Origin of the sequence: Bacillus sp. FJAT-53060, from assembly GCF_037104745.1 — a bacterium.
Classification (GTDB): Bacteria; Bacillota; Bacilli; order Bacillales; family Bacillaceae; genus Bacillus; species Bacillus stratosphericus_B.
In genome coordinates this window covers 1-25,474 of sequence record NZ_JBAWSW010000035.1, presented here as the reverse complement: position 1 = coordinate 25,474, position 25,474 = coordinate 1, and the positions used below count along the sequence as shown (strand labels likewise).

Below are 25,474 nucleotides of genomic sequence, written 5' to 3'. Positions count from 1 at the left end.
AATTCTTTAGAATAGTGTTGAAATTGTTGTCCCTTTCTAGCCATAAAAAATCCCCTCCAAGTATAGTGTAACAGCCAAGATATGTTCTTGGGCTTTTTACACTGTCTACTTAGAGGGGATAATATCAGGGTGCAGTCCTTTTAAATTTTTGACATTGGGTTAAAATGATCTTTATTTTAGCCCTTTGTTTCATTACATCATATTTTCTAAAATAAGTGCTTTTTCCTGTTTTGAAATAAATGCTCGCTGCGTAAAGACGCGATACTCATTTTCTCTTGTTTTATCTAAAATGGCCTTATAAAAATGAGCAGCTGCTTTTACTGGCACACGTGAATAAAGAGGGAATTCATGAAGATGGTCAAAAAATTCCTCATAGTACGCCTCTGCCTCAAAGGCAATATATTCCCATACGTGCTGGAATGCTTGATTGACGACCCCTTCTTGCAATTCTTTCTCTGTATACCCAAATTGATTCATCACTTGTTTTGGCAAATAAATGCGATCTCTTTTAGCCTTATCCTCGCCAATATCACGAAGGATATTGGTCAGTTGCATGCCAATACCTAGCGAAATCGCTGCTTCTTTTAGCTGTTCCTTTTTACGCGGCGCAATGAACGGAAGCAGCATTAATCCAACTGTACTTGCGACATGATAGGAATAGATGAGTAGTTCATCTAACGTTTCATACCTTTGTTGCTCTAAATCCATTTCCTGTCCTCGCAGCAGGTCGCGGAACGGAGCTTCATCCATAGGGAACTCTTGAAATGTATGCTCTAGCGCCACCCACATTGGATCATTACGGTCTACCTCACCATGTAAGAAACGATCAAACGCCTGCTGAAAGGAAGCTAGCTCCTCCTTTGGTGAAGGAGACTCATCTACAATGTCATCCGCTCTTCGGCAAAAGGAATAAACGGCCCAGACAGCCTGTCTTTTCTTTTTAGGCAGCATGGAAAAGGCACGGTAAAACGTTTTAGAATGTGTTTGTATGGTCTCCTCACATACTTTCAATGCTGTTTGTACATCAACCACTTAGCTTCACTTCCCTTCTGTCGTTCAAATCCTTTAGTAGCACAGAAGCCATGAGCTTCGCACTTTGCATCACGATGGGTACCCCTCCGCCAGGGTGGATGGAGGCACCTACCGCATAAAGATTGTCTGTCTCTGCCACCTTCACTTGCGGGCGAAAGACACCTGATTGGAACAAATTAGGCGCAAGCCCAAAGCTCCCCCCCTCAAACAATCCCTCTCGCATTGAATCCTCAGGTGTTCTTACTTTTTTCCACACAATCGACTCTCTCAATTTCGGAAAGCCTCTTTTCTCAAGACGATCTATCATTTGATCAACAAAGTCTGTCTCCTCTGCCCAGTTGATATGATCTCCTGATGGAACAGGAATCAGCATATAAAGGACACTACAACCTTCTGGAGCAAGAGATGGATCAATGATTGATGGATGAAATGTATAAAAAGATGGATCTTGAGGGACCGTTTTCGTTTGAAAAACCGCTTTCATATGCTGATCAAAGTGTTCTCCCATAAAAAATTGATGAACAGGTGCTTGATGGTACACCTTGTTTAATCCTAGATATACTATCACGCAGCCACAGGATGGAACGTATTTACGCCGGTCTTGTTCATGTAAACCAAGCTGTTTTAGCGCCGCTGGATAATCTCCATTTATGACAAACGCATCGGCTGCTATATGTTCATCATTTACTTTTGCCCTAACAGCCCGTTTCCCCTCAAACTCCAATTGCACTACTTCTTCATTTCGTCTTACATGCACCCCCATCTCTAGTAGTCGTTTCTCCAATATATCAACTAAACTGGCATATCCGCCTTTTAAATAGTAAATTCCGTGTGCAAGCTCACTATATGAAACAAGCGAATAAATCGCAGATGCTTCATACGGGTTTCCACCGACATAGAGGGTTTGAAGTGCGTATGCATCTCGCAAGCGTTCATCTGAGAAGTATTTTTTTAGAGCACTTTGAACCGTTCGGTATGCTTTTAATTTCATCAAAATCTTCATGTTTGCTTTTGTAAAAAATGTACGTTTTTCATGAAACGATTTTTCTAAAAAAGCTTGCTGCCCTTCTTGAAACTGATCCGTCATTTCTTCCATAAATTTCAGAAACCCTTGATCTTCCTTTGGAAACACACGTCTGATTTCTTCAAGCTGACGAAGCCCCTCAAAGTATTTCGTATAGGAGGTTCCATCCTGATATTGAATCGTGTACAGCGGATCAAGCTGCAACAGATCAAGAGATGTTTCGTCAATTCCTACCTCATGTAAAATCCCTTTTAACATATCAGGAAGCAGGACAATAGTCGGACCTTCATCTACTTTAAATCCTTTCTCACGTACAAAAGCAAGTCTCCCTCCAAGCCGTTCATTTTTTTCGACAAGGGTAACATCATGTCGAGCTTGTTTTAAATAAAGCGCTGAGATCATTCCGCCAATACCGCCACCTGCGATCAATATATGTTTTATCATGAGGCGCTCCCCTTTTCGTGATGTGGTATCATTTTGCGCATATGTTTCTCTTTTGAAAGAATAGCATTTGTCGTGATTCGTGCTGATTCTAAAATAGTTGGCAGCCCGCTTCCTGGGTGTGTTCCCCCTCCAACAAGCCAGCAGTTCTTCAATTCATCAAATTCATTATGCGGCCTTAGCACCATCATCTGCGAAAGCTGGTGACCGAGGTTAAATGTTGACCCTTCATACACGTAAAGATCTTCCTCCCAATGTTTCGGAGTGATCATCCTCTCGACTTCTATATGCTGTCTAATATTTTTAAAGCCACTTTTTCGCTCCAGCGTATCTAGCACAAGTTCTCTGAATTCATCTTGATGCGCTTCCCAGTCAATACCACTTTGATTATTGGCAACTGGTGCTAAAACGTAAAGAGCTGACTTTCCTTTTGGCGCAAGCGAGTCATCTGTCACACTTGCATTTTGAATATAGATAGACGGGTCATCTGGCAGCTCATACGTTTTGGTAATTCCTTTGACGAATTTTACGTAATCATCCGAAAAAACGATCGTATGATGCGGCTCGTCATACATTGTATCTAATCCTAAATACAGCATAAAGGTGGAGCAAGAGAATTTTTTCTTTTTCAATTTCTTCTCGCTATATTTCTTTAAAAGACCTGGCTCTACAAGCTTCGTCATCACATGAGCAAAGTCTCCATTTACGACAACCTCATCTGCCTGTATTTCTCCCCCAGATTCTAAGCGAATGCCCTTCACTTTTTTGCCTTCAGTCAGCAACTTTTCGACTCCAGATGACAGATGAATGCTTGCTCCAGATTCAACAGCCGCCTTTGCCATCGCTTCTGACAGCTGATTCACACCGCCCTTGGGGTGAAAAACGCCTGTATCATGCTCCATAAACGAAAGGATTGAGAACGCACCTGGGCATTCCCAAGGTGACATTCCTAAATACTTTGATTGAAACGTAAATGCATATTTCACCGATTCATGCGAGAAATAGTCTGATAGCACATCATATAAGCTCTTATTTAATGAAAGCTGTGGAAGTGCTCTGATGACCTTCGGACGCAAGTAATGATGAAAACGGTCCATTTTACTTTGTAAAATTGGTTTAAATCGGTCCATTTTTCGCTTTGTCTCGTTCATAAATCGTAAATAACCATCTCCCTGACCAGGTGCAAAGGCTTCTAACCGTTTGTACATTTCGTCTCGATCTCGAATTATATCAAGCTTCTCGTCTTGAAAGATCAATCTATACATTTCTTTTAATTCAATAACATCAATATAGTCATAAAGATTTTTGCCAGCAAAGGTGAACAGCTCCTCTGCAATATGAATCATGCTGAGAAAGGTAGGACCTGTATCAAACGTGAAATCACCAAGTTGAAACTTAGAGTTACGTCCGCCAACAAAGGGCTGTTTTTCATATACAAGAACGTCATGTCCTTTGCTTTGTAGCATCATAGCTGCCGCAAGGCCTCCTGGTCCTGCTCCGATCACAATGATTTTCATTATCCTTTTTCCTCCAAATTAATTCACTTTAAGTTCATTATAAAAATGAGGAATGTTAGATCAACTTTTGATGTAATCTAAAACTCATGTTATGAGCCGACTCCCTTTCAACAAGTGCAAGAAAGCCGACTCTTTGTTATGCGTCTATATCAATTCGATATGTTTCAAACCAATGATGAATCTGCGCCAGATGGGCGATCAGTTGCGGACCCTTCATTAATTGGCCATACCAAGGAACTTGAAAGGAAGCTCCTTCCGTTTCAATCAGCCGTTTCAATTGTTGTGGATCTAAAAACTCGTGAAGCACAGAATCCTTTTGTGCAAGGCAATCTGTTAACATCTCTTTTACTGCCTGGGTATAGTCTGGATGATGTGTTTTTGGGTAAGGACTTTTCTTGCGATAGAGCACTTCATTCGGTAAAATTTCCTCTAATGCTTTTCTTAAAACCCCTTTTTCTCGATTTCCATGCATTTTCATTTCCCAAGGAATATTCCATACATATTCGACAAGGCGATGATCTGCAAATGGGACACGCACCTCAAGGCTTGCACCCATACTCATTCGATCTTTTCGATCAAGCAGCGTCGTCATAAACCAAATCATATTTAAGTAAAAAAGTTCTCTTCGGGCTTTATCTATGCCAGTTTCTCCATCTAAAAGAGGTGTTTCTGCCACGGTTTCTTCGTATTTGCTTTGTGTATATTCCTTCAATGATAGTTTCTTTTGCCACGATTTTTGAAGAAGCTGCGTACGGGCTTCAGTCGATCTCATCCACGGAAATCCATTCGTTTCATTTGCCATGTGAAACCACGGATAGCCTCCAAAAATTTCATCAGCACATTCACCTGACAAGCCGACAACGAAATCTTTTTTGATTTCTCGGCTGAACCAAAGTAAGGAAGAATCAATATCTGCCATACCCGGTAAATCTCGAACTTCAACAGCTTCCTTCAAATAAGAAGAAAGCTCTTTTTGACCGATGACACAGCTGTGATGCCTCGTTTGAAATGCTTTGGTCATGTGATCAATCCATGGGCCGTCAGCATTCGGCTGGAATTGACTGGCCTCAAAAAATTGATCATTTTCTTCGTAGTCAATGGAATACGTATGAAGTGGTGCTTTCCCTATTTTTTCAAAGTGCTTTGCGACGATAGCGGTAATGGCACTAGAATCGACTCCACCAGATAGAAATGTACAAACAGGCACATCAGAGACGAGCTGCCTTGTGACGGCATCTGTAAAGAGATACTTGACATGCTGAGCGGTGTCATCCAGTGAATCTGTATGCTGCTTGCTTTTGACATTCCAATACCTCCACACGCGCAGGCCATCTTTTGAAAAGGTCAAAGCATGGGCAGGTCTCAGCTCTTTCACACCTTTAAATACCCCTTGCCCAGGTGTTCTAGACGGCCCTAAACCAAAAATCTCCGATAGCCCCTCACGATCTACTTTAGCTTTCATATCAGAATGAGCAAGGAGTGCTTTGATCTCAGAACCAAACAAAAAGGAATGATGACGTTCTGTATAAAAAAATGGCTTGACGCCGAGCCGGTCTCTACCTGCAAACAATAATTCCCTCTCACTATCCCAAACCACAAATGCAAAAATACCATTAAAATGGGTTACACACTCTTCCTTCCATTCTGTGTAGGCGTGAAGTAGAACCTCTGTATCAGAATGTCCAAGAAAGCGATGTCCCCTTTTTAATAATTCCTTTCTTATATCTTCTGTGTTATAGAGCTCTCCATTGTATACAATCGTATACGCATGGTTTTGATGAGTATACGTCATCGGCTGCTTTCCGCCTTCTACGTCTACAACCGCTAACCTTTTATGCCCGAAAAGAACATGCTCACTTTTCCACGTATTTGTATCATCTGGCCCTCTTTTAGATAAAGTCTCTGTCATTTGATTAATTACATGATCCTGTTGGATGAGCTGCTTTTTAAAGTCTGCCCAGCCTGTTATTCCACACATCATCATCAGCTCCCATCCGTTTTTCATCAAGTCTTCTCATTTAGCCTTTCTTAGTTTATGCATCGTCTCCTTGATAGTTGATTTGTCCTTTTTTCCCGGCGTATAGGACAAGCATCATTTGGTAAGAAAAAGAAGCTTTCGCCAATGGAGAAACGAATGATCATCTTCGGCACTGTAGCCAACGATGGTGTAATGGGGTATTTACTCATTGAAAACGGACAGTTGATGGAGATAAAAAGTGGTGAAATGATTCATTATACAACGTCTCTTACCGAAGGGTGGCTTGACTTGCTCTTTTTTGTACCTGAAAATGTCTTATATCAAATCATTGAGAACGTAGCACAGCTTGGCTTTTCCGCCTACGATAGTGTCTTCTCCTCCTTTCATCCTTTTCATTGCGTATCTTTCTTTCAGTTTTAGGCAGATACACAATCGCTTGCACTTCAGTGTCACCATGAGTCCGCCGCCGTTTTGAATGGACTACACCGGTCGATTTCTCAGTTTGATGTCACATTAAAAAGAAGACAAAAGGGCACTGCTTCATAAAAGCAATGCCCTTTTTATATTAAAAGATATGAAAACCGATCGGCAGTCGTAAGCCGAGAAGTATGGTCACAATGACGATCACGATAAAGCCAATAAAAACTCCTGTCACCGATTTTCCTTTTTTCTTTCGTACAAGGATCAATTCCATTAAGCCGATCACAAGGATACCAAGTACCATTTTCCCGATATACTCGCCCTGGAATCCTGGAATTTTCATTCCTGTACGAACATACAGTTCTGCGCCTGTTGCGATAATGAGCAAGTAAAATACTCGCACGATCATATGGACAATTTTAGAACCTTTGTCATTTTTACCCACTAAAGCAAAGGCCACAAAGAATAAAATAATACCTAGCACCCACGCTGTAATATGTAAATGTGTTCCCATCTGTTATTTCCCCCTTTATCATAACAAGTACCTTCTCATCGTACCATGAAATAAGTTGGACACAAAGCGACAATCCTGTGTCAACATGCACTTTATTTGACGCGATTTGATAACGTTCCAATCGGTTCAATGGTGATTTCAATATGATCACCTGAAGCCAAAAACTTTGGTGGTTCAAAGCCTTTGCCGACCCCCGACGGTGTACCCGTTGCAATGATGTCACCTGCTTCTAGCGTCATCCCTTTTGAAAGCGTTGAGACAATGTCCTCAATTGGGAAGATCATTGATTCTGTACTGGCTGACTGACGTACCTCTCCGTTTACCTTTGTTTCCACATGCAGCGTGCCATGATCCTCAACCACTGACTTATGGATAATATAAGGGCCTATTGGACAGGATGTATCTAAGCTTTTGCCGATAAAGAATTGTTTATGTTTTTTCTGCAAATCTCTTGCCGTCACATCATTTAAAATGGTGTAACCGAAGATATAATCGTGTACCTTTTCAGGCGGAATATTCTTCCCTGATTTGCCCATGACGATGGCAAGCTCCCCTTCATAATCCAATTCACTTGTCACATCTTTATGAAGAAGGATGTCCGCTTCGTGTCCAATCACAGAGGTAGGTGCCTTTGTAAAGATCATCACGTCCTCAGGTATATCTGCTGCACTTCCCATTTCCATGACATGATCTTGATAGTTCTTTCCGACACACATGACGTTTTTAGATGGCTTCGGAATCGGCGCATGGAGTTTCACATCCGAAAGCGGATAAACATAAGAGCCGCGGTTTTCCTCTTTCTTCTCAGCCCAATCAAGTAGCTGTCTGACGTGGTCCACAAACTTGTCCCCCATGTTGATGCATTCAGATAAAGAGTTTGGCAGCGTCTCAAGCTCAAATAGTTTGGCTTCTGCCTTTTTGATGTCCATCACCCATTCATCATCAATGGCTACCCCAATAAAAATACTGTTATGTATCTCACCTGTAAAAAACTTCATGTCTTCCCCTCACAATCTTCATTTCGCTAAGTTATGATGTCTCATTTTATTTCTCTACAAAATAAAAAAAACCCTTTTTTTATCATACTCTCTTTTAAAAAGGGTTTCAAAAATGATGACCTGATGTTAGCGGTAGCGTCGATACTCCCACATATTCCCTTGATCCCATTTTCGATCAACATTTCCTCTGTTTCGGGAATGATGCTTCTTCCTCCCGCATCCTCGGCAATAGTGACTTCGTCTGTGGTAATGAGAACGTTTAGATCGATGGCTGCGGTGTGACTTTCGGCAGCTTTTCTTATGATGAGATCTGTATTTGCTCCGGCATGATTTTTTCGGTTCACTCTTTTTGCTCCGGCATGATTTTCTACTTTTACATGATTTTTCACTCTTCACGCTTTTCTTTGAACAGCGGCTTTTTTTAGAGCGATAGCTTTTGTGGCTTTTTTTGCTCCGGTGTGACTTTCGGCAGCCACATCCACCAAAGAACCAATGACAGCACTTTGAATGACGAGAACGTGATGATTTGTGTGAATGTCTCGATTCTGGTTCACGATCTAAGTGATGGTCACGTCCCTCACTTCTAAGTGAATCAACTGCATGTTCAATATGTGAATGATCAAATGTGCTCACGAACATTTCCCCTCCCTAGTCTTTGCTTTGACAAAACAAACAGACAAAGCTGTTTATCTTCTCTGCTTTATGTTACGAGAATCGGTAGACAAGTGTTCTTGGCGAATGCCTCTTTCTTGGAAAACTCCATGAATACCTATCAGCGGGTACAGGACATTCCTTCATTTTCATATAGTAAAGAAGAACATAGGAGGTTGATGCACGCATGACCACAGAACCTTTAAAACAACTTGATATCTGGATTCATCCAAAGGATCTTATTGAATTACGAAAGGACGTATGGAACGATGAGCCTGTGGAAGCGATTCTTAAAACCGGTCACACCAAATCATATGTTTATGCTTCTTATCGAGGATCACACATTAGAAAGCTCAAGAAAAAGTCCTATCAAATTCAATATAGAAAACCAAAGCAAAGACAAGGCGAAGCCATTTTTCACTTGAATGCAGAGTATAATGACCCTTCTATTATTCGAAACAGGCTATCCTTTTATTTTTTTGAACAGATAGGCGTGCTAAGCCCTGCAGCTTCTCATGTGTTTCTGACCATAAATGGAAGAAAAGAAGGCATTTATTTGAAAATAGAATCCGTCGATGAGCTATTTCTTCAAAAACGACAGCTAGTTGGCGGAGGCATCTACTATGCAGTGGATGACGATGCTAACTTCTCCCTTTTGAGTTCGTTTGATAAAAAGCCAAAAAAACATCTTCTTCTTGGTTACGAGAAAAAAGTGGGGACATCCAAACATGACGAACAACTAAGCGAATTTATTTACTTTCTGAATACTGCAACAGACGAAGTGTTTGCGAAACACATTGAGCAGTACCTGGATGTCACACAATATTTCCTTTGGCTGATTGGTGTCGTATGCACCCAAAATTTTGATGGTTTTGTTCATAACTATGCCCTTTATGTGAATGACCAAGGGAAGATCCAAGTGCTTCCTTGGGATTATGATGCGACATGGGGCCGGGACATTCATGGAGAAGAAATGGCGTTCGATTATATTCCAGTGAGCGGCTTTAATACATTGACAGCTAGATTACTAGATATTCCTTCATTTAAGAAAGCCTATTATACTCTTTTTCAGCACGTACTAGATGCACATTTTTCTGAAGAACCCCTTTGTCCCATGATTGAGAAATGGCATGCCTCCATTGAACAACGATTGGCCGATGATCCGTATATGAAAGATCGAAAAAAGATACTGCAGTCAGAGCGAGGGCTAATTCGGCAGTATATCCACAAAAGACGACGTTATTTACAAGATGAGATAAGAAAAGAGATAGCTGGCATGTAAGAATGCTTTCGAATTTTGTCACTTTATTACTCATATTGACGAAACAGCTTTTTTTATAGAAAAATAAGGTATAATAACCATATAATTCTATTTGATAAAAAATTGTGAGAGTTGGCGTCTGTTATGATCAATTATGAAATTGAACAAAAAAGATTACATTTGATTAAGACTGCAAAAAAATTCGGTATGAATGCCGAAGAAACTATCAGGTGCAGTCAAGAGCTTGACACACTCTTAAATAAAGGCATCAAATACACCTCTAAAGAATGCTCGAAAAAAGGGTAAACCATACACCTAATTCCTCTTATCAAAAGCTTTCAAAAAGACAATCACACATTAAAAGACCCATCATAAGCTATGGTGAAACGCCCAAAATCAAAGTGCCCTAATTTATAAAGGATGTGCACCGCTATGCCGTCTATTGTTGGCGCCTTTAAAGTAAATGCCGTCGGAACGAGCGGAGTCGTTCATGTTGGAGACTGCATCACCATTTCTCCAAATAGTCAGGTTAAAACGTTTGCTGGCGCAGGCAGTTTTAACACTGGTGATCAATTGCGCATTAGCAACTATAAAAGTGTGACAAATACGTACGACAGTGATGTCATTGATCAGCCGCTTGTTGGTAACTTGTAAGGAGTGAGAATCTGTTGAACTTCTATATTAATCAAGCGATACAAATTAATTATTTACGTGTGGAGGCTGTGAGTAACTCATCTGTTCTGCAAATCGGGAGTGCTGGGTCCATCAAGGCACTTTCAAACCTGTATAACACAGGTAGCTATGTAGAAGCAGCACCTGAGGCAGCAGGCACTCAAGGAATTGTAGAATCACAAGGTCCACCTTTTGTACCGCTTCAGTCACCAACAACTTAAGTTCATCTGCAATCCCCGGAGGTGTATGTAAATGTATGACTATCAAGGAAATGCTTCACAAATGTATGGCATCATTCAAAAGCAAACACAACAAATCATGATTCTTGAAAAAAAGCTTAACGAGCTTCAGGAGGAAATGCAAATGATCAAAGATAAACCGACAACCAATATTGAGCGAATTGATTATCAATTTGATCAACTGAAAATCGTGCGGCTGGAAGGCACATTAAATATTGGCCTCAATCCATCAGATCCAAATAGTGTTCAAAATTTTGAAGTGGGCCAAACAACTACCCCGGGTATTGGAATGATGCAGCAAGAAATGGCTGATCAATTTTTCAATCAAACACGCCAGCTTGTTGATGCATTTTTAAATGAAGAAGCACCAGAACTTCTTGAGGAGCTAGAACAGCGATATGAAGGCACACTTGATGATAGTAACAAACACCATATTATAGAGGACATTCGAAAGCAAATTGATAGCAGAATTAAGTATTATGCGGGACAGCTGCCACAACAGGAAGATATGACCCCGCTGCAGCGCTCAGAACAAATCGCTGAATATGTGAAGCATGATGTCAAACGAGCGATTGAGCACTTTTTAGCCCATATTCCAAGTGAAATGAAAGGAGAGGAAAACGGATGAATTTCACAGTCGTCAACCGCAACATCGAGACCGGAAGCATTAAAATAGTCGGGGTGTCGTCCTCTTCTCTATTTATCATCGGGGATACAGACCATGTACAATTATCCTCGATTTTTGATACACCGCCAGAATCACTTATTATTGGCCCGTTTGTTCCTCTAGCACCTCGATAATGATTAAGCGCACATCTCAAGTGAAGTTCACGAAGGTGAATTCTATCGGGATTTCGAGTATTGTTCAAATTGGTGATACACAGGAGCTATGCCCGAAGGTCAAGGTGTTAGCTGTTCAACGAACGATTAGCTTGTTTTATGGCAATGAAGGCGAAAATTTAAACACAAAAGAATTTGAAGTGTATTATCAGCCAATTCCATTGATGCTGCCTGAACGATCAGTCAGAACGGCGTTTTACCATGAAAAGCCGTTAATTAAAGTTTCTTCGATACATGTAGAAGGGGTGTCGTCCTCTTCTATATATCAAATCGGCTCTACGCATGGAATAAATGGCGTTGCGCGAGTGAGGCATATTCGACAGTTAATTAGCAGCAATGACAGTCCAACAAACTCACAAGTGGACCTACCTGAGCATATGATGGTGATATGACTTCTAATAAAGGATGTCGATTATGCCAGCAATTGTCGGGCCCATTTACATTAACTCTATTTCTGGGGGCGTTGTAAACGTCGGTGACTCATTTTACCTTTCGCCTAAAAGTTCGTCAAAATCTGCTTTAGGCTCTGGAGCAGGGAATACCGGAGATTTCTTAATATTAAATAATGGCATTAGCGCCACCAACTATGTGGATCCTGACTTAAATGATCAGAATATGGTAGGCAATGCATAAAGCGACTCCTCTATTCCCATTTCATTTGGAGGAGCGCTTTTTTATGCTTATTTCTTTCTGCGTTGTCTTGATTTTTTTGTTTTGACCAGCTTGCTTTCCGGCTGTTTGCGAATCCATTTGATGTACGGAACAAACGTTTTATCTTGTCTTAGCACATCAAGCGTGTTCAAACGTGCGGCAAGCTCCTGGTTTGTATAGAGGGCATGAACTTATTTATGGCAAGGGATGTACAGGAAGGCAGTAAGTAAAATGCCCCATCTTCTTCTCTTGACGTTAAGTGATGTTCCGTGAGCAGAACCTCTTGTCTTCCGCACATTTCACATAATCACCCTGACATCACCTCTACATTTACATTAATTCCATTGATACCGTCGTCCCTTTCCCACTTGGATCTGCTGGGTGGACAATCAGTTTCTTCGGCAGTCTCATCTTCAATTCTTCCACATGGCTGATCACACCAACCGCTAAATTTTGAGACTGTAGCTTTTCTAATGCAGTAATAACCGTATCTAATAAATCTTGATCGAGTGTACCGAATCCCTCATCAAGGAAAAAGAATTGCAGGGGGAACTCACCTCTTAGCTGGATTTGCGTTGAAAGGGCAAGTGCAAGCGCTAATGACGTCAGGAAGGTTTCCCCGCCAGACAAGCTGGACACCGGACGTCTTACGCCCCCATTGGCATCATCACGCATCACAAAGCCGCCTTCTGAGTCGACTTCAATCGCATACCTTTGTCTTGTCAAAATGCCAAGTCGAGCTGATGCTTCACGGCTCACACTGTCTAACTGTTCTTCTGCTAGGAACTCAACAAAACTATTCCCTTTAAAAACGGTTTGCAGTTTATCTAGCCGGTCAATTTCTTGCTGCAATTTTTCCAACCGCTCATGAATGCTTGCAAAGCGCTGATGATTTTCTTCAATCACACGCAGGTGCTCATGTGCAGACCCACTTATCACTGTCGCTTCTTCCAGATCCTTTTCTGCCGCTTCTTTTCTTAACTGAATGTCTGTCCACTGATCTTCATCTAGCGATTCATCTTTCAACAATTCAGAAATTCGCTTTAAATTTGCTGCACATTGCTTTCTTTTATCCTCAAATTCTTCAATTTCCTGTTTGGCAGTATAACGTACAGCTCGATCCATTAAAGCAGGCTCAACTTCCTGTGGCTTATGAAAATCAGAGGACTCTGTTTCTTTTTGCCACGCTGCCTCAGCTTCTTGTTTTCGATGCTTAGCCTCTTGAAGTTGACGCTCACTGCTTGAAAAATGGCTCTGCGTTTCACGAAACAATTGCTGCACATCCTTTAATTGCTGATATGACTGCTGTTCTTTTTCATTCAAACAGGTGAGATATTGTTCAACCTCGTTCAGTTCCTCAGAAATAGATGAGGCTTTTAAAGGATATCGCCCTAAATCTGTTTCATACTGATGAATGAGCTGCTTTTGACTTTCTAGTTGATGTGCTAGTTTATCGAGCTCCTTCTCTAAAGTGTATATGGTTGTTTGCAGTTGCTCTTTTACCTGCTGTTTTTCTTCTAAAAATGAAATACTTTTCTCAATACGCTCTTTATAGCCTTCCGCTTGTTGATCCTTTTCATCTATTCGCTTTTGCATTTCTTGCACATGGCTCAATATAAAGTCCGGGAAAGCCTGTTCAAATTGTGTTATTTGCTCTGAAAGCTCAGATTGAAGCTCTTTAATCAGCACCTCTAATTCTTGGATACGCTGCTGTTCAAATTTCAATTGATCTTCTACTTTGCTCATCTCGGCCGCTTGATCATGGGTTTCATCCATTAGACGAGCTCGTTTGCTTTCAGTTCCTAGAATATCTTGTTTCATCCGTTTCCACTCTTGAATCATATGATGCAAGGACTGCGGATGTTGCACTGCTTCTGACGCTGCGGCTACTTCTGGACTAGGGGCTTTTTGAGATAAAAAGGAGAACTGCTTCATTAATTGATTGGCGTGCGTTTCTAGTAGCTGCTTTGCTACATAGATGTCTCTAGCATATTCCTCTGCTACCTTCAGCTCTTTGTCCATCCTCTGTATCACTTCATCGATTTGGACAACGGTTTCCTCATGATCATTGACTATCGCAACCTTTGGATCATGATGAATTGCCCCACAAACGGGACATGGCTCACCATCTACTAGCTCTGCCGCTAATTCTATTCTTAATTCTGCCGCTCTTACAGCATCACGTTGTGTTAATTTTTCGAGCTTCTGATTTTGTTCTCTTTTGCTCCATTCTGTAAGAGCTCGTTCAAATTCACATACATAAAAATAGAGTTGTTCAATCGCTTGAAACGATTGGTCTATTTTTTCATGATGATTTTTTTGCTGTTTTTGAAGCTTTTCATATGCTTCTGCAGTTTGTAAGGATTGCTTTTTTAGGTCCTCGAGCTTTTGTTCTTCCTTTTGAACGCCCAGTTTGATTGTTTGAACATTTTCACTTAAACGCAATGCCTCCTGTATTCTTTTCCGCTCTTTGACAGAGACTTGCAATTGCTCTAGTTCGCTCTTTAGCTGTGTTTGTTTCGTAAGAGCACGCTCTAATAGAGATTGGAGCTTCTCTGCTTCTGCTTTTTTTTGTATCAATTGCTGCGCTTTTTCATTTTCTTGCTGCTCTAGTCCTGTCTTTTCTTGAAGAGCCTTGTCTTTTTTCCGTTCGATTTCCTTTAACTGAATCAGCTGCTCTTTCTTTTGGAGAAGCTCTGGCTCAGTCTCAATTTTCTTTTGCCGTGCTTGCTCATACTCCTGCGTCATTTGATCATAGATCGTTCGTTGATGAAGTAAATGCTTTTCTGCTTCCTGCTTCTCTTTTGACGCTTGAGAAAGCTGCTTTTCAGCCTTCGTTAATGCATCAGCATATGGCTTTAATGTCTCTGCCTGCTCCGCAATACTGAGTTGTATTTTTTTCTCTTCCATCGTTGGTGCTAACAGGTTGAGCTTGTTTTGTTCAGTTTCATATGCCTCTTGTTCCCTTTGATACTGCCATATCGCTTGTGACTTTGTAAAAGCAGTTAATGCTTTGTCCCGCGCTCGTTTTTTCTCATGAAAAATGGCTTTTGCCTGCTCAGCCACTTTCTTTGCTTTCGCTAGCGCTTCTGGTCCAGCTTCCCCTAATCCATTGAGTTCAGCCAATCGCTCATTTTTCTGTCCATACTGATTCTGGGCTTTTGCCCTCAAACGCTTGACGAGCTGATCACCATACTTCTCTAAATTAAACAAGCGCTGAAGCATTTGGCGTCTCTCGGCTCCTTTCAATGAAAGGAATTCTGCAAACTTCCCTTGGGGTAACACAACCGCTCTTGTAAAATCATCAATTGTTAAACCAAGTAATTCTTCTATTTTACGATTGACCTCATTCGCTTTATCTGCAAGAACTGTCTGCGTATCACCGATTTCAATCAGTCGACATAATGTTGTTCTGACCTTCATTTCATCTGCCCGCTTGAAAGCCCGTTCAACTTTATAAGAAATGTGATGCTCCTTTTGCAAAGCGAATGTAAAGGAAACAGACAGCTTTTCTTCAGCTTGGTTCAAAATACCATGTGTATTATTTAACGCACGTTCGACTTTGCCATAGAGTGCTAGTGTCATGGCATCTAATATGGATGACTTTCCGCTTCCTGTTGGTCCAAAAATGCCAAACACACCTGCATCACATAAGGAGCTAAAGTCAATGGTTTGCTCTTCTCTGAAGCTATGAAGTCCTTTAATGGTTAGCGTGATCGGCTTCAAGTCGCTTCCTCCTCTTACATGTCATTGGCAAGCTCTAAAAACAGCTTGACTGTTTTTTCATCAGGCAGCGCGCCACCTGTCTGGCGTTCATAAAATGTAACGAACCGTTCTTCGATCGAGAGCTTTTCCTGTTGTTTGTGTTTTTCAATTTGCTGTAGTTCTTTGAACTTTGGTCTAATGTGAACAAAACCATTATGCTGCTTTCGGAGTTGATGGATCTCTTCAATTGACAGTTGATCTGTTAAATGAATCTCTAAATCAATCCAAGCATGAATATCCCGTTTTTCATCTAACCACTCGTGTACTTGACTCAGTCCCTCAGTCGCCTTCCACTTCACAAGTGGTTTACCACTTGATAAAAATACTTCCTTCCAGCTTGCTTTCTCATTAGGCTTTGCATCCACAATGGTGACTGATTTGGAATAGCCTGATTCTGAAAAGCTATAGGCAAGGGGCGATCCAGAATAGCGGGCAATCGTTTTCGCACGTTTGATTGTTTGCGGACGATGCAAATGACCAAGTGCGACATAGCAAGCGGCTTCAGGCAGACTTTCAGCCGCAACGGTATATGCACCTCCTACTTCAATCGGTCTTTCTGAATCTGTTTGACTTCCTCCTGCCACATAAATATGGCTTGTTGCCATATTGACCGTATCAGCCTGGAATTGAGTGCTTAAATGTTCAAACGCTTGTTGTATTTTCAGATTATAATGATCACGAAGCCGTTTCTCTTCAAATGTTTCAGCCAGCACCTCGTTTAGCCTAGACTCGGACGGATAAGCAAGTGCTGCAATAGATAGACGTTCACTTGAAGAAGGAACATCGACGCGGATAATGTCATTTGTCGGATATCCAATTAAATGAATCCCCTGTTCCGTTGTTAAAGGAGATGCGGCTGATAAACGATCTGGATTATCATGATTGCCTGAGATCACCACAACCTGACGCTTGCCTTTATCAGATAATGCTGACAGACTTTCATAAAAAAGCTGTTCTGCTCGAGCAGGTGGATTGACTGTATCAAAGGCATCACCAGCCATCACAATGACACCAATTTGTTCGTCCTTGACGATTTGATACAATTCATCTAAAAACTCAGCTTGTTCGTCAAGCCGGCTTCTTCCTTCAAGGGTTTTCCCTAAATGCCAATCCGCTGTATGTAGAATTCTCATGTAATTCACCTCTCATTCCGATACATTTATAAGAAAATCTCTACATTTCCATCAAAGAAATAGAGAATTTTCTCCTCTAATGACCTGTTTGTTAAACGTTCTACCGCTTTTGCATATAACGCTATTTGTGTTTCATAGCGTTTTTTCAAAATGGGTTTAGCTGCCTCAAGTCCACCTGCATACCTTCCCTGTACTCTATCTGTTTTATAATCAAGTAAATAAAGCTTTCCATCTACTTCAAACAAACAATCAATCATTCCTTGAATCAGCACAGGTTCATCCTCTGCATCAATATGGCTGTATACCTCTTTGACAGGTAAAACCATACTAAACGACACTTCTCGTTTCACCCAGTCCGCTTTCTTCAGTTTTTGACCAATTGAAGTAGAAAAGAAGGCAGTAATTCCTTCTCGATCCATTGACTGGATTTGCTCGTCTGTTAGTAAGTCTCGCTCTTTTAAAGAATCGAGCAGTTCTTGTATACGAGATTCATCATAGATCTCATCTGAAGGAAGCGGAATGTGCTGCATCACCGTATGCATTGCTGTACCTTGTTCTGCGGCAGTGAGTGTTTTTTTCTTCATAAAAGCCGGCCGGTCATACAATGTCGCACGAGCTTTTCGAATAGAAGAAGGCACACTGTATTCATCCTGTATTTCTTTCATCCTTTTCATCTCTGAAACAGACTGCTTTGTACTCACTTGAGAGGCCGCTAAATAGGGGTATTGCCATGAAAGTCTAGCTGCTACCTCCTGCTCATAGTTACCATGTCCTTCAACAGGCAGACCTTCCATTAATGCTTGTACCACTTCGTCTTGCTCCTTCTTTTCAGATGACACATCTTCTTTTAGAAGATCTGAGGCTTGAGTAAATGAGATGTTGAATGATGATGGATGTTTGAGAACAACGTCGCCTGCTTCTTCTAAAATAGTTAACATCGCTTGATGACGGATGAGGGCAGGCCCAATAAAATCCAAGTATGTTTTGGCTTGATATCGTTCAAAATCAGGGAGGAGCCACTCTTCTCTATTTGCGGCATTTTGCCATTTACTTAATGCTTTCACCTGATTTTTAACGGAACCGACCAAGAATAACTTTTCCTTGGCTCTTGTAAGCGCCACGTATAAAACCCTTAGCTCTTCAGATAGTAACTCTTTTCTCATCTTTTTTTTCATCGCAACAAGCGGTAATGTCGCATAACTTATTCTCAGCTCTGGATGAATATATTTGCTTCCAAAGCCTAGTTCTTTATCAAGCAAGTAGGACTGATTTAAGTCCATCATATTAAAGTTCCTGCCGAGCCCTGCGGTAAAGACGACTGGAAACTCTAAGCCTTTACTGCTATGGATGGTCATCATGCGGACAACATCCTCTGTTTCACTGGACGTTTTCGCCGCTCCTAGATCATCTCCCCGCTCTTGCATTCTTTCGATAAACCGAAGAAACCGAAACAGCCCTCTAAATGCAGCCTTTTCATACTGCTTTGCTCGATCATAAAGAGCACGGAGATTCGCTTTTCTCTGCTTCCCCCCTGGCATCCCACCAACAAAATCTACATATTGTGTGTCGCGATACACTTCCCAAATCAATTCTGCTACCGAATGATTCATAGAGAAATCACGCCACTTACGCATCAGGCGGAAGAATTGCTCTAGTTTTTTGCATGTAGGGTGATCAGATTGTGTCACACTCATGAATGCCTTCACAGCATCATAATAAGTTCTTTTTTTATCAGTTGTTCTAATAAGTGCCATTTCATTTTCGTCTAAATGAACAATAGGTGATCTTAAAACAGCTGCAAGTGGGATATCCTGATATGGATTATCGATCACTTTTAACAGGGAAAGAATCACTGACACTTCTATTGCTTCGAAATAACCAGAGGAAAGATTCGCATAAACAGGGATTCCCTGCTTCTTCAATTCCTCCATCATTTGCGGAGCCCATGGCATGGACCGAAGCAAAATCACGATATCTCGATACTGCAAGTTGCGGGTCATTTGCTGTTTTGCATCGTACACTTGAAAAGGCTGTTCAACCATTTCTTTTATTTTCCTAGCAATGACTCTCGCCTCAAATTGTACGGTCTCTAGTTCTTCTCGTTCTTCATTGCTTTCTGCTTCGTGTTGATCTAGGTGTACAAGGAGCATTTCTGTCGCTGTGTCTTCGCTTTCAGGATAACTCGCTCCAAGCTTTAATTCAGCTTGTTCATCATATTCAATTTCTCCAACTGTTTCTCCCATCAGCTGTTTGAACAGAAAGTTTGTACTGTCTAAAACATTAGATCGGCTGCGGAAGTTTTTATTTAAGTCAATTCTTTTACCTGTTTCGTTGCCATCTGCTTTAAAGTGTTTATATTTGTTTAAAAAGAGCATCGGCTCAGCAAGTCTAAAGCGATAAATAGACTGCTTGACATCACCAACCATAAAAAGGTTGCCTTCTGAAGGATTTTCCCCTTTAGACAGAAGCTTTAAAATCGTTTCTTGTACAAGGTTCGTATCCTGATACTCATCGACAAGCACTTCTTCAAATTGCTGTTGATAGTATTTAGCCGCTTCTGTTTCGATCAAATTACCTTCCGCATCCTGCTTAGCTAAAATGCGTAAACAATAATGCTCTAAATCCGAAAAATCCACAATTGACTTTTCTTGTTTTGTTCTTTCGAAACGCTCTCCGAACTGGATGACAAGCTCCACAAGTGTTTCCACAACTGGCTTCATTTCAGCCAAACTTTTTAGATGCTGGACAGGACTTCGCATAAAGTATTCATCTTTTAGCTTTTCTAATTGTTTTTTTGCTTGATTGCGTGCATCTGTGGCTTTTTCTAACAGAATAGGGTCATATTCATCCCCTTTGCACGTCTTTAGCCTTTTAAAATTGATGTTCGGCAAGATCTCATAAAGCTTCTCAAAATCTTCTTCATGTCTCATGAGTTGATTCACTTGCTCTAAATCATCTATAAAACTCTCTGCTCTCGGTGCTGAACCACCCGGCTCTTTTGATAATGCAAGAGCTTGTTCAAGCAGCTCCTGACAACTCCTTAAAACGAGAGAAATATCCTCTTTTATATATGGATAAAACGGTAATTCTTCTACTTTTGTTTGTGCATCCACATCATAAAGAGACAGGAATGCCCGCAACCATTGCTCCGGAGAAGGATGAGACCTAGAAAACTCATAAACCCGTTTCACGAGCCATTGCAGGTCTAAGTCATGGCGATCTGACGTGTAACGATCAACTAGTTCAAAGAATGATGGCTTTCCAGCCTTATACTCATCCTCAAATAGCTCATCTAACACTTCATCTCCTACTAATTCTCCTTCTGTTTGATCGACCAAACGAAAGCCTGGATCAAGGTCAATCTCATAGTAAAAGGTGCGAAGAACTTGCAAACAAAATGAGTGCAAGGTAGAAATATTGGCACGATTCATAAGTGACAGTTGTCTTCTCATATGAAGCGACCCGGGATTTTTGGATAATTCTTTTTCAAGTGCTTCAGTGATCCGATGCTTCATTTCTGCCGCAGATGCATTCGTAAAAGTCACAACGAGCAGCCGGTCCACATCAACTGGCTGCTCAGGCCGAGTCATTTTTCGAATCAGCCGCTCAACCAAGACAGCCGTTTTACCTGATCCTGCTGCCGCAGCAACAAGGATATCTTGTCCTTCTGAAACGATGGCTTCCCATTGGTCATCCGTCCATGTACTGTTATTTGGTTTTGGAATTTGCATACTGATCCCCTTCTTTTTTGATCCGATCTATCATGACATCATCTTTCTCAGAAGTGAGCACCCTAAATTCATTATCCTCTATTGATTCATCAAACTGACAAATAGACTTGAATGAACAAAAGCGGCAAGCAGTTTGATCCTTCAATTTATATGGATTAATGTCTACCTCACCATTCGTAATTCTTTCTCCTGCCTCTTCAAAAGTGCGCCGAACGTGTTTTGTGAGTATGTGAAACTGCTCTTCATTTAAAACCGCCGAATCAGATCGAAACGACCCATCCTTTTTCAAACCGGCTTGAATGACTTGTGATTTTCCTGATTCAAGCGTCTGATCCATCAGTTTCACTGCCTCTACATCTTCGAGCAATAGACCCTTCATTTTAAATTTCTTGAATATTTCCTGCTCAATTTCATCCTCTGCTAGCGGAATTGGAGCTTGAATGAGAGGATCGTGAAGATGGAAGTACAAAATTCCTGCAGGTGTCGCCTCCATACCAAGCCACTCTTTAGAATAAGTAATCGTCAGGTCTAAGTAAGTGAGCATTTGCAAGGCCAAACCGTAATACACTTCTGCTAGGTCAAGCCCTTTCTCACTCGACTTGTAGTCGACAATTCTCAAAAGCAGTCCTTTAGAACCCTCTGCTTTATCCACTCGGTCAATTCTCCCAACAAGCTCCATCGTGCAGCCATTTTTCAATTGAAAAGTAAACGGAGGCAGAGGACCTTGACCTCCAAACCCTAACTCAAGTCCAACTGGAGAAAATCCACTCACTTTGGCATGTTCACTTAATATAGAAGAGACTCGCACAAGAATTTTTTGGAGCTTTTCTTTAATATAAGCATGCCGATTCGAGCTTAATAAAATTTCCTTTTGAAGTCGAGGAGCAAGCTGTTCAATCGCATGCCTTGAGTAGGTGACACAATCTTTCTTCGTTAAGTTTTTCCAATCTCTTTTTTGTTCAATGAGTATATCTGAAATATATTTTAAAGCTGAGTGAAACAACTGACCGATATCAGGTGCTTCCAATTTATAAAATTGTCGATCCTTTAGCTTTAATCCGTGGGAAGCAAAGTGGGAAAATGCACACGAATTGAATTCCTCCATCCTTGAAACACTGCCTTGAATATGATCACCGTAAAGCTCTTTTGTCACATGTTGTTTTAACCGCTTCGCTCTATTTGTAAAAAACAAACTTGACATAATTTTTTTTGATACGTCGCGAGAGGATGACGTCATTAAATTATTATATACACTCCACCATACGTCACTGATGGGATATTGATTGAGCCATTGCTGTAGCTGCGAGACGGTATAGGATAATGAGACATGTTCATTCGCTACACATTTTAATTGATCCTGATCATCCAGTTGTTCTGGATCTAAAACATAAAGAGCCTGCTGGTGATTTGGCATAAGTTCTTGGCAATACTTAATTAAGGTCGAAGGCAATAGCGAGCGTCCTTCCGCATCTGCCACTGAATAAGATAGATACAGGTGATGTGAAGGGCTTGATAAAGCTTGATAAATTAAAAATTGCTCATCTAGCAGCCGTTCCTTGCCTGTCTCTGCCAGCTCTGCTCCTGCACGCTTTAGCCATTCGCGATCATCCTCAGACAATACACTTTCATCAGAAGGTCGAGCAGGAACAACTCCATCATTTATGCCAATGATAAACGTGCACTTTACTTGATACATCCTCGATAAATCCATACTTCCGATAAATACTTGATCGAGTGAAGGCGGAATCAAAGCGAATTTTAGAGATTCTAGTCCTGTATCAATCATCTGTTGAAATAAAGGAAAAGATAGCTCTTCTTCTCCAAGCATTTCAACAAATTCATCCATTAATTGAATAACAGCATCCCATACTTGTCCATGCTGCAATGCTTCTGCTAATCTACCCGCTTCTTCAGACTCTAGCCTGGCCTTTTCAAGCTTCTCTGGCACTTGTACTTCCTCGAGAAATAAATAAATGTCCTCCACCATGTCCTTCACCTTTTGCGCCTTTTTCAACCTTTTTTGTAATTGAAAAAGGGGGGGAACAATCCACCCTTTTACGTCATTCAGCATTTGTTCCATTTCAATTTCTTGATCTGTTTGTCCAAAATCTCCATCTAATGATTGGAATCTTCGATAATGGAAATGGGAGCCATTTGTCCAGCGCTCTCCTTTTACACCGTATGCAATACAATAGTTTTCAAGCTGATCTGCCTGTTCTCTCGCTATGTGTTTGGATAGGTCCTGCGGGAATAGATACTCTGTTTTCATACAGCGAAACACGGCTTCATACTGCCAGTTCCCTTTGATAACATCCAAGCTCGAACGAATCAATTCAATGAGCGGATGGTATTGCATAGATTCATTTCCATCAATAAAGAAAGGAATATTGTAATCTCGAAAAACCTCTTTTAATGTATCTTTATAGTCGTCTACATGCCTTGCAGCAATGGAAATATCACGTAACCTGAACCCTTTCTCTCTCACTAATTCAAGAATGTCCCTCGCTATTCCCTCAATTTCAGCTCGTTTATTTGCACTTTTAGACACTGTCATTTGAGTTGTTTTTTCTTGATATGGCTGTAGCGGCCTCTGCTCATATTGGCTTTCTAAATAAGCAAGGTCTTGGGTAAGAAGATGTCGTTTATTTCTTTCCAATACCTTCTCAGAAATAGCCGCTCCACACTCTTTAGCAAGCTGATAGAGTTGAAAATACGTTTTACCTGTCATGCGAAATAAATCAAGTTCATTTGGCTGCGTGTCATGATATGAACGATCTACTGTGAGAGCAGCGGTTATTTTTGATGCATGTAACAGGAGCTGCTCAATGACGACGAGCTGCTGCGGCGTAAATTGATAAAAACCATCTATATAAATGTGCGCTGTTTTTAGTTCTTCAGATAAAGGGATTTGCTTTGCCAAAAGTGTCAAATAGTCTTCTGAGTGCACATACTCATCTTGTAAATACTGCTCCATCTGCTGGTAAAGTATATGTAAATCATGTAGTTTTTCTGCTGCCCGTCTTTCTTCTGTGTACGCTGATTGCATGCTGGACGCTGTAATTTTTTCAATATCCTCCGGCATCATGCAGTACCTTTTGAATTCAGCCATCGTCTTTTCTATTTGCTCAACAAATCCCAGCTTCTCACTCGCCTTTTTGAATACCTTAAACTTTTCTTTCTGCTCTTCAATCACTTTTCTTAAAAGCATTTGAATCCCCGAGCTTGTGACAAATTGCCGGTTCGCTCCACCAGTCTGCTGTAAAATAGACCAAGCAAGACGCGTAAAACTAAATACTTTGGCCCTGATCATACCGCCAGCTTCAGACGTTTTTGCAAGCTCATATTCCATTAAAAATGTCATTTGATCCGGTACTAAAAAAATGATTGGCGAACCCAACGGATCAAGCCGAAGTTGTTCTTTGATCTCCTCTAAGATTGTAGTCGTTTTTCCACTCCCCGATCTGCCTGCTAAAAACTGAATCTCCACGTTCCACAACACCTTTCTTATGTAATTATATTCTAGCGAAAATAAAGGTAAATAGCGATTTTCATATCACCTTCCCCATTCTCCTTTGTTAAAAGAAATAGGCACCTTTCCCAGCTCTTTTTCATATCATAAACCATCATGATCTAAAAGGAGGCTGACAATATCATGTATTACGGTTATTATGACTACTCACCATATGACATTCGCCAAAACACAAGGATCATTTCAGACCTTGAAAAAGCAATCAATGGCGAATATTCTGCGATCCAATGCTACGAAAAACTTGCCCTAAAAGCACACAATCCTGAAGCGAAAAAAATCATTCAAGAAATACGTCAGGATGAAGTCAGACACTATCAAATATTCTCAAGGCTATACTATTCTTTAACTGGTAAAAACCACAAACCAAGCGTCGCAGAACCTTGTCCAGATCAATTTAGAGAAGGTCTTCTTTTCGCATTCAAAGACGAACAAAAAACAGTCGATTTTTACTTAACGGTATCAGACTATGTCCAAGATCAAGGAACAAAAGAGTTAATGAGACGCATCGCTCAAGACGAACAGCAGCATGCTGTGTGGTTTCTATATCTTTTAACGCACCATGTTTCTTAGATAATCCTATTTTAATTGGAGATCGTATGTTCCGTCAAAAAATGAAAATATCTTTTCTTTCATTCAATATGTGAAATAAAGGGCTCTCATCAACGAAGCCTGTCTTCTCTTTCACTTTTTCTAACATCTCCTCTGCCATAATTAGCAGTAGGAGTTTTTTTCAAAGCAGTTTCAGTTCATGATTTGATTCCTTACTGAATTGCAGAAATGGCGACAACAGCGGTCACGCTTCACGGGGATTCCATCTTTGTTGTGGCTGTACAAGTCGTCAGAATTATTCTTGTGATCGCCATGCTGCCACCGTTTTTTCGGTTTTTACACCATTTATTGGTAAAAAGACAGACTGATGATAAAGCGGCAAAATAAAAAAGAGGTGCCCTGTGAAGTGCACCCCAAATATTAGACACAGTCTAACATTTGGAGGTGCTTTTCTTTGGCTAAATTTACAATTGAAGATAAAATCAAAGCGGTAAAACGATACCTCATTGATCGTGAGAGCTTGCTTAGA

21 protein-coding genes and 2 pseudogenes are annotated in these 25,474 nt (G+C 40.9%); 11 read left to right on the top strand and 12 right to left on the bottom strand.

Annotation, left to right across the window (positions count from 1 at the left end; all coding sequences use genetic code 11):
- Positions 1–192 precede the first annotated feature (192 nt).
- From WAX46_RS12365 to asnB, 4 genes are all read right to left on the bottom strand, one after another.
- Positions 193–1,032: a phytoene/squalene synthase family protein gene (locus tag WAX46_RS12365; RefSeq protein WP_226567545.1), complete on the bottom strand. Its 840-nt coding sequence runs from the start codon at positions 1,030–1,032 to the stop codon at positions 193–195.
- Entirely contained in the window at positions 1,025–2,500 is a 1,476-nt protein-coding gene (locus tag WAX46_RS12360; RefSeq protein WP_226567543.1) for a phytoene desaturase family protein, read from the bottom strand. The genes WAX46_RS12365 and WAX46_RS12360 overlap by 8 nt, the downstream gene beginning before the upstream one ends.
- Complete coding sequence (locus tag WAX46_RS12355) at positions 2,497–4,014, bottom strand: phytoene desaturase family protein (protein ID WP_336494119.1); 1,518 nt, start codon at positions 4,012–4,014, stop codon at positions 2,497–2,499. Before WAX46_RS12355 ends, WAX46_RS12360 begins: the two co-directional genes overlap by 4 nt.
- A gap of 136 nt (positions 4,015–4,150) precedes the next feature.
- The gene (gene asnB / locus WAX46_RS12350; RefSeq protein ID WP_336494120.1) at positions 4,151–5,992 is read right to left on the bottom strand and encodes an asparagine synthase (glutamine-hydrolyzing); all 1,842 of its coding nucleotides are present in this window, start codon (positions 5,990–5,992) and stop codon (positions 4,151–4,153) included.
- Positions 5,993–6,136: 144 nt separating this feature from the next.
- On the opposite strand from asnB, the gene WAX46_RS12345 reads away from it, so the two are divergent.
- On the top strand, positions 6,137–6,412 hold the full coding sequence (locus tag WAX46_RS12345; protein WP_226567541.1) for a DUF2777 family protein: 276 nt from the start codon (positions 6,137–6,139) through the stop codon (positions 6,410–6,412).
- A gap of 145 nt (positions 6,413–6,557) precedes the next feature.
- Here WAX46_RS12345 and WAX46_RS12340 read toward each other — a convergent pair whose 3' ends face one another.
- From WAX46_RS12340 to cotG, 3 genes are all read right to left on the bottom strand, one after another.
- Positions 6,558–6,926, bottom strand: a complete 369-nt coding sequence (locus WAX46_RS12340; RefSeq protein WP_226567539.1) for a YisL family protein — start codon at positions 6,924–6,926, stop codon at positions 6,558–6,560.
- A gap of 92 nt (positions 6,927–7,018) precedes the next feature.
- Positions 7,019–7,924: a fumarylacetoacetate hydrolase family protein gene (locus tag WAX46_RS12335; RefSeq protein WP_226567538.1), complete on the bottom strand. Its 906-nt coding sequence runs from the start codon at positions 7,922–7,924 to the stop codon at positions 7,019–7,021.
- A 126-nt stretch (positions 7,925–8,050) separates the two neighbouring features.
- Positions 8,051–8,563, bottom strand: coding sequence for a spore coat protein CotG (gene cotG, locus WAX46_RS15920; RefSeq protein WP_376776421.1), 513 nt, complete (start codon positions 8,561–8,563; stop codon positions 8,051–8,053).
- Positions 8,564–8,762: 199 nt separating this feature from the next.
- Between cotG and WAX46_RS12325 the strand changes: the two genes are divergently transcribed.
- The 8 genes from WAX46_RS12325 to WAX46_RS12290 all read left to right on the top strand — a co-directional run bounded on the left by WAX46_RS12325 (position 8,763) and on the right by WAX46_RS12290 (position 12,220).
- Entirely contained in the window at positions 8,763–9,857 is a 1,095-nt protein-coding gene (locus tag WAX46_RS12325) for a CotH kinase family protein (RefSeq protein ID WP_226567535.1), read from the top strand.
- Between the two features lie 123 nt (positions 9,858–9,980).
- Positions 9,981–10,142, top strand: coding sequence for an aspartyl-phosphate phosphatase Spo0E family protein (locus tag WAX46_RS12320; RefSeq protein ID WP_099680099.1), 162 nt, complete (start codon positions 9,981–9,983; stop codon positions 10,140–10,142).
- Positions 10,143–10,268: 126 nt separating this feature from the next.
- Positions 10,269–10,490 (top strand): spore germination protein, encoded by a 222-nt coding sequence (locus WAX46_RS12315; protein ID WP_226567533.1) that lies wholly within the window; start codon positions 10,269–10,271, stop codon positions 10,488–10,490.
- 14 nt (positions 10,491–10,504) lie between these two features.
- Positions 10,505–10,729: a spore germination protein GerPB gene (locus WAX46_RS12310; RefSeq protein WP_226567532.1), complete on the top strand. Its 225-nt coding sequence runs from the start codon at positions 10,505–10,507 to the stop codon at positions 10,727–10,729.
- A 31-nt stretch (positions 10,730–10,760) separates the two neighbouring features.
- Positions 10,761–11,375, top strand: coding sequence for a spore germination protein GerPC (gene gerPC, locus WAX46_RS12305; RefSeq protein ID WP_226567531.1), 615 nt, complete (start codon positions 10,761–10,763; stop codon positions 11,373–11,375).
- Entirely contained in the window at positions 11,372–11,548 is a 177-nt protein-coding gene (locus WAX46_RS12300; protein ID WP_226567529.1) for a spore gernimation protein GerPD, read from the top strand. The genes gerPC and WAX46_RS12300 overlap by 4 nt, the downstream gene beginning before the upstream one ends.
- A complete protein-coding gene (locus tag WAX46_RS12295) occupies positions 11,548–11,979 on the top strand; it encodes a spore germination protein GerPE (RefSeq protein WP_226567528.1) in 432 nt (143 codons plus the stop codon). The genes WAX46_RS12300 and WAX46_RS12295 overlap by 1 nt, the downstream gene beginning before the upstream one ends.
- Positions 11,980–12,001: 22 nt before the next feature.
- On the top strand, positions 12,002–12,220 hold the full coding sequence (locus WAX46_RS12290; RefSeq protein WP_003211468.1) for a spore germination protein: 219 nt from the start codon (positions 12,002–12,004) through the stop codon (positions 12,218–12,220).
- A gap of 47 nt (positions 12,221–12,267) precedes the next feature.
- On the opposite strand, the pseudogene WAX46_RS12285 reads toward WAX46_RS12290, so the two are convergent.
- From WAX46_RS12285 to addB, 5 genes and pseudogenes are all read right to left on the bottom strand, one after another.
- Positions 12,268–12,536: pseudogene (locus tag WAX46_RS12285) on the bottom strand (HNH endonuclease).
- Between the two features lie 32 nt (positions 12,537–12,568).
- Complete coding sequence (locus WAX46_RS12280) at positions 12,569–15,964, bottom strand: AAA family ATPase (protein WP_226567526.1); 3,396 nt, start codon at positions 15,962–15,964, stop codon at positions 12,569–12,571.
- A 14-nt stretch (positions 15,965–15,978) separates the two neighbouring features.
- On the bottom strand, positions 15,979–17,136 hold the full coding sequence (gene sbcD / locus WAX46_RS12275; RefSeq protein ID WP_226567525.1) for an exonuclease subunit SbcD: 1,158 nt from the start codon (positions 17,134–17,136) through the stop codon (positions 15,979–15,981).
- Between the two features lie 26 nt (positions 17,137–17,162).
- Positions 17,163–20,867 carry a helicase-exonuclease AddAB subunit AddA gene (gene addA / locus WAX46_RS12270; protein ID WP_226567524.1) on the bottom strand — a complete coding sequence of 1,235 codons (3,705 nt, stop codon included), beginning with the start codon at positions 20,865–20,867 and terminating at the stop codon, positions 17,163–17,165.
- Complete coding sequence (gene addB / locus WAX46_RS12265) at positions 20,845–24,354, bottom strand: helicase-exonuclease AddAB subunit AddB (RefSeq protein WP_336494118.1); 3,510 nt, start codon at positions 24,352–24,354, stop codon at positions 20,845–20,847. The genes addA and addB overlap by 23 nt, the downstream gene beginning before the upstream one ends.
- 165 nt (positions 24,355–24,519) lie before the next feature.
- Here addB and WAX46_RS12260 point away from each other — a divergent pair, with 165 nt between their 5' ends.
- Positions 24,520–24,966 (top strand): ferritin-like domain-containing protein, encoded by a 447-nt coding sequence (locus WAX46_RS12260; protein WP_226567522.1) that lies wholly within the window; start codon positions 24,520–24,522, stop codon positions 24,964–24,966.
- Between the two features lie 198 nt (positions 24,967–25,164).
- Positions 25,165–25,332, top strand: a pseudogene (locus WAX46_RS12255) (AbrB family transcriptional regulator); the annotation flags it as partial.
- Between the last annotated feature and the right edge of the window lie 142 nt (positions 25,333–25,474).

Excerpts from the sequence above, each read along its gene's own strand:
- WAX46_RS12360 (WP_226567543.1), bottom strand. The coding sequence starts at position 2,500 with ATGATAAAACATATATTGATCGCAGGTGGCGGTATTGGCGGAATGATC.
- WAX46_RS12355 (WP_336494119.1), bottom strand. The coding sequence starts at position 4,014 with ATGAAAATCATTGTGATCGGAGCAGGACCAGGAGGCCTTGCGGCAGCT.
- asnB (WP_336494120.1), bottom strand. The coding sequence starts at position 5,992 with ATGTGTGGAATAACAGGCTGGGCAGACTTTAAAAAGCAGCTCATCCAA.
- WAX46_RS12345 (WP_226567541.1), top strand. The coding sequence starts at position 6,137 with ATGGAGAAACGAATGATCATCTTCGGCACTGTAGCCAACGATGGTGTA.
- WAX46_RS12340 (WP_226567539.1), bottom strand. The coding sequence starts at position 6,926 with ATGGGAACACATTTACATATTACAGCGTGGGTGCTAGGTATTATTTTA.
- WAX46_RS12335 (WP_226567538.1), bottom strand. The coding sequence starts at position 7,924 with ATGAAGTTTTTTACAGGTGAGATACATAACAGTATTTTTATTGGGGTA.
- cotG (WP_376776421.1), bottom strand. The coding sequence starts at position 8,563 with ATGTTCGTGAGCACATTTGATCATTCACATATTGAACATGCAGTTGAT.
- WAX46_RS12325 (WP_226567535.1), top strand. The coding sequence starts at position 8,763 with ATGACCACAGAACCTTTAAAACAACTTGATATCTGGATTCATCCAAAG.
- WAX46_RS12320 (WP_099680099.1), top strand. The coding sequence starts at position 9,981 with ATGATCAATTATGAAATTGAACAAAAAAGATTACATTTGATTAAGACT.
- WAX46_RS12315 (WP_226567533.1), top strand. The coding sequence starts at position 10,269 with ATGCCGTCTATTGTTGGCGCCTTTAAAGTAAATGCCGTCGGAACGAGC.
- gerPC (WP_226567531.1), top strand. The coding sequence starts at position 10,761 with ATGTATGACTATCAAGGAAATGCTTCACAAATGTATGGCATCATTCAA.
- WAX46_RS12300 (WP_226567529.1), top strand. The coding sequence starts at position 11,372 with ATGAATTTCACAGTCGTCAACCGCAACATCGAGACCGGAAGCATTAAA.
- WAX46_RS12295 (WP_226567528.1), top strand. The coding sequence starts at position 11,548 with ATGATTAAGCGCACATCTCAAGTGAAGTTCACGAAGGTGAATTCTATC.
- WAX46_RS12290 (WP_003211468.1), top strand. The coding sequence starts at position 12,002 with ATGCCAGCAATTGTCGGGCCCATTTACATTAACTCTATTTCTGGGGGC.
- sbcD (WP_226567525.1), bottom strand. The coding sequence starts at position 17,136 with ATGAGAATTCTACATACAGCGGATTGGCATTTAGGGAAAACCCTTGAA.
- addA (WP_226567524.1), bottom strand. The coding sequence starts at position 20,867 with ATGCAAATTCCAAAACCAAATAACAGTACATGGACGGATGACCAATGG.
- WAX46_RS12260 (WP_226567522.1), top strand. The coding sequence starts at position 24,520 with ATGTATTACGGTTATTATGACTACTCACCATATGACATTCGCCAAAAC.